Here is a 3,048-nt window from a genome sequence, read left to right on the forward strand (position 1 = left end):
GCTCGCGCCGCGCGGCAGCGGCGCCGCGGCGCTTGCTGGCTGGCCGGTTCCGGCCGGGCCCGGCGTGGCGAGCGGTGTCCAGCCGGTCGATAGAATCGCGCGCTCGAGTAGCGATTGCGCGTGCAGACTGCTTGCATCGATCGCCAGCGCTTCGGAGGACTGCTGCTGCACGCATGCCCATGCGCGCTCGCTCGCGCAACGGTCCGCGCTTTGCAGCGCGCTGTCGCGCCGCTGCTCGCGTGCGGCGATATCGCGCTGCATCGCACGTGCGTCGTCGTTGTCCGCTTCGCGCGCAAGCGCTGCGTTGGCGGCGGCTTTCGCGTCCGACAGATTGTTGTCCTGCAGGCTTGCGCGCGCGGCACGCAGACTATCGGACACGTCCTTGTATTGCGGCACAATGCGCGGCTTCGGCGTGGCGGATGGCGCGTGCGTGTCGGCGGCAGCGGGCGCGCCCGGGTTCGCCTGTTGTTGCGATGAATACGGCGAGATGGAACCGGCCGACGAGTTCGCGTTCAGCTCATCGGTCGCCGGTTCCGGTTTGCGATTTTCGCCCAGCAACAGATACGCGGCGTACGCGAGCGCGAGAATGAACCAGACGAGCAGCAAACCCTTCGTGAAAATCCAGCGGCCTGCCGTTTGCCACAGCGGTGCCGGAACCTGGAGCGGGGAGATATGCCGGTCGTCGGGCATCACCGGCGGCAGGTCGCCGGGCGGATCGGCTGCCGGCAACATCGCGGGCGGGGGCGGCGCGGTGGAACTGACGGCTCTCAATGACGTCTCCGGGGGCAGGCGTGCAACCGTGTCGAGCGGGCGATCCGTACCGCAGTACGGGCAGAAATCGACGTATTGATAGAGCACACCCCCGCAACGCCTGCACGGCGTGGGGAAACTGTGGTCACGAACAGTCTGAGCGGACATGCTGAAAATCCACCGTTATGGCGAAGCCATTTCGGCATGCTCAGGATCGTCGTTGAAGCGATCGGCGGGGACTCGCGGAACTCACGATCTACATGCGCAGGAGAGCGGTCGCGCCGGACCCGTGCGCGGCCGCTGAGGAAAAGAATGGGTGCTTTCCCACAGCGCGTCAATCGCCGTTGTTACCTACCGCACAGATGGGTTGGCGCCACCCCAACTGATGACGATCGGGGGCGGGGAATTTTTACAGAGAACGCGCAGCGCGGTGCGCCGTTTCTTTAAATCATAAGAAACGCTAAACGAGCGGGACTGCGTTGCGCGCACTCGGGCGTCCGGGTGCGCGCCGCGTCATTGCTTGCGCAGCGGACGATCCTGCATCATCCACGCTAGTGAAAATGCGAGGACGACGATACACGCGGCGCTGAGGAATACCGTATGTAGCGCGCCCGCAAATGCCTGAAGATAGATGTTGCGCAACGCATCGGGAAGTTGGTGAATCGCAACAGGGCCGAGCGAGTGCGGCAATTCGGCGCCAGCCGGCAGCGAAGTTTGCAATCGGGAAGCAAGACCGTTCGAGAAGATCGCGCCGAACGCGGCGACGCCCACCGAGCCGCCGATCGAACGGAACAGCGTGGCGCCCGATGTCGCGGCACCCAGATGCCTGAACTCGACCGTGTTCTGCACCGCGAGAATCAGCACCTGCATCACCATGCCGAGCCCGCAGCCGACGAGGCCCATATACAGGTACATCATGTGCAGCGGCGTCGATAGTTGCAGCGTGGAGAGCAGCGCCATGCCGGCGCCGACGCACAGCGTGCCGATGATCGGAAACATCCGGTATTTACCGATCCGGCTGATGAGGCGCCCGCTGATGATCGACATCACCAGCACGCCGCCCATGATCGGCAGCATCTGCATGCCGGCTTCGGAGGGCGTCGAATGCTTGACGACCTGCAGATACATCGGCAGAAACGTGACGGAGCCGAACAGCGACACGCCGACGATAAACCCGATCGCGCTGGACAGCAGGAACGTGCGCTGACCAAACAGTTCGAGCGGCAGGATCGGCTCAGCCGCATGGCGCTCTTCGTGAATGAAGCCCGCCACGCAGATCGCGCCGAGCGCAAGCGTGAACCACAGCTGGACGGACGACCACGGCAGCAACCCGCCGCCTTCGCTCGTAAACAGAATGATGCAGGTCAGCGCGCCCGCAAGGAAGGCGGCGCCCATGTAGTCGATGGTGTGTCTGACCTGCGCGATGCGCGGCTTGAATACGGCGCCGATCACCACGAACGCGATGATGCCGAGCGGCACGTTGATGTAGAAGATCCAGCGCCACGACAGATGGTCGACCAGAAAGCCGCCGAGCAGCGGCCCGACCACGGTCGCGAGACCGAACACGCCGCCGAACACGCCCTGATACCGGCCGCGTTCGGCAGGCGGAATCACGTCGCCGATCGCCGCCATCGTGATGACGAGCAGACCGCCGCCGCCGAGACCTTGAAGCGCGCGCAGCAGCACGAGTTGCGTCATGTTCTGCGCGACGCCGCAGAGCGCGGAGCCGATCAGGAACAGCACGATCGATGTTTGCAGCACCACCTTGCGGCCGAACAGATCGCCGAATTTGCCGTAGAGCGGCACGACGATGGTCGATGTCAGCAGGTACGCGGTGACCACCCACGACAGGCTGCCGAGCCCGCCAAGCTCGCCGACGATGGTCGGCAGTGCGGTCGAGACGATGGTCTGGTCGAGCGCGGCGAGCAGCATCACCAGCAGCAGCGCCGGAAACAGCAGACGGATGGGCGGGCGATGCGCAACGGCTTCGACGGCGGCGGGCGGATTGACATCCATGTTCAGTTCCATGATGTGTCGGGGGACGGCTTGATATTAATTAACTCGAAGATTAATATATGCGACATTGTCCCGTACGTCAAATGTGAAAGGTCATGGCCAAAGCAGCAACGCAGTCAGGCAGGCAGTCGGGCAGTGCGGCACAGCCCGCGCGCGCAAGCAAGCGTGCTGTGCGCAATGGCGCCACGGGCGCGGGCGTGGTCCCGGGCGCAGTCGCGAGTACGCGCGCAAGCGGAATTGCCGCAGAACCCGCCGCGGCGCGCCGGCCCGGCCGTCCATCGG

Annotated in this window: 2 protein-coding genes and 1 pseudogene; 1 reads left to right on the forward strand and 2 read right to left on the reverse strand. The window is 64.8% G+C overall.

The features are described from left to right. Together HV675_RS31960 and HV675_RS31965 are read right to left on the reverse strand one after the other, a co-directional pair. The coding region (locus tag HV675_RS31960; protein ID WP_175115453.1) for a zinc ribbon domain-containing protein at nt 1–771 on the reverse strand (771 nt) is incomplete at its 3' end. Between the two features lie 492 nt (nt 772–1,263). Next, on the reverse strand, nt 1,264–2,778 hold the full coding sequence (locus HV675_RS31965) for an MDR family MFS transporter (RefSeq protein ID WP_246270678.1): 1,515 nt from the start codon (nt 2,776–2,778) through the stop codon (nt 1,264–1,266). An 83-nt stretch (nt 2,779–2,861) separates the two neighbouring features. Here HV675_RS31965 and HV675_RS32300 point away from each other — a divergent pair. After that, a pseudogene (locus HV675_RS32300) lies at nt 2,862–3,048 on the forward strand (hypothetical protein); the annotation flags it as partial.

The sequence above is a fragment of the Paraburkholderia solisilvae genome, assembly GCF_902859875.1.
GTDB classification, from domain to species: domain Bacteria; phylum Pseudomonadota; class Gammaproteobacteria; order Burkholderiales; family Burkholderiaceae; genus Paraburkholderia; species Paraburkholderia solisilvae.

Coding starts and splice junctions, on each gene's coding strand:
- HV675_RS31965 (WP_246270678.1), bottom strand. CDS start 2,778: ATGGAACTGAACATGGATGTCAATCCGCCCGCCGCCGTCGAAGCCGTT.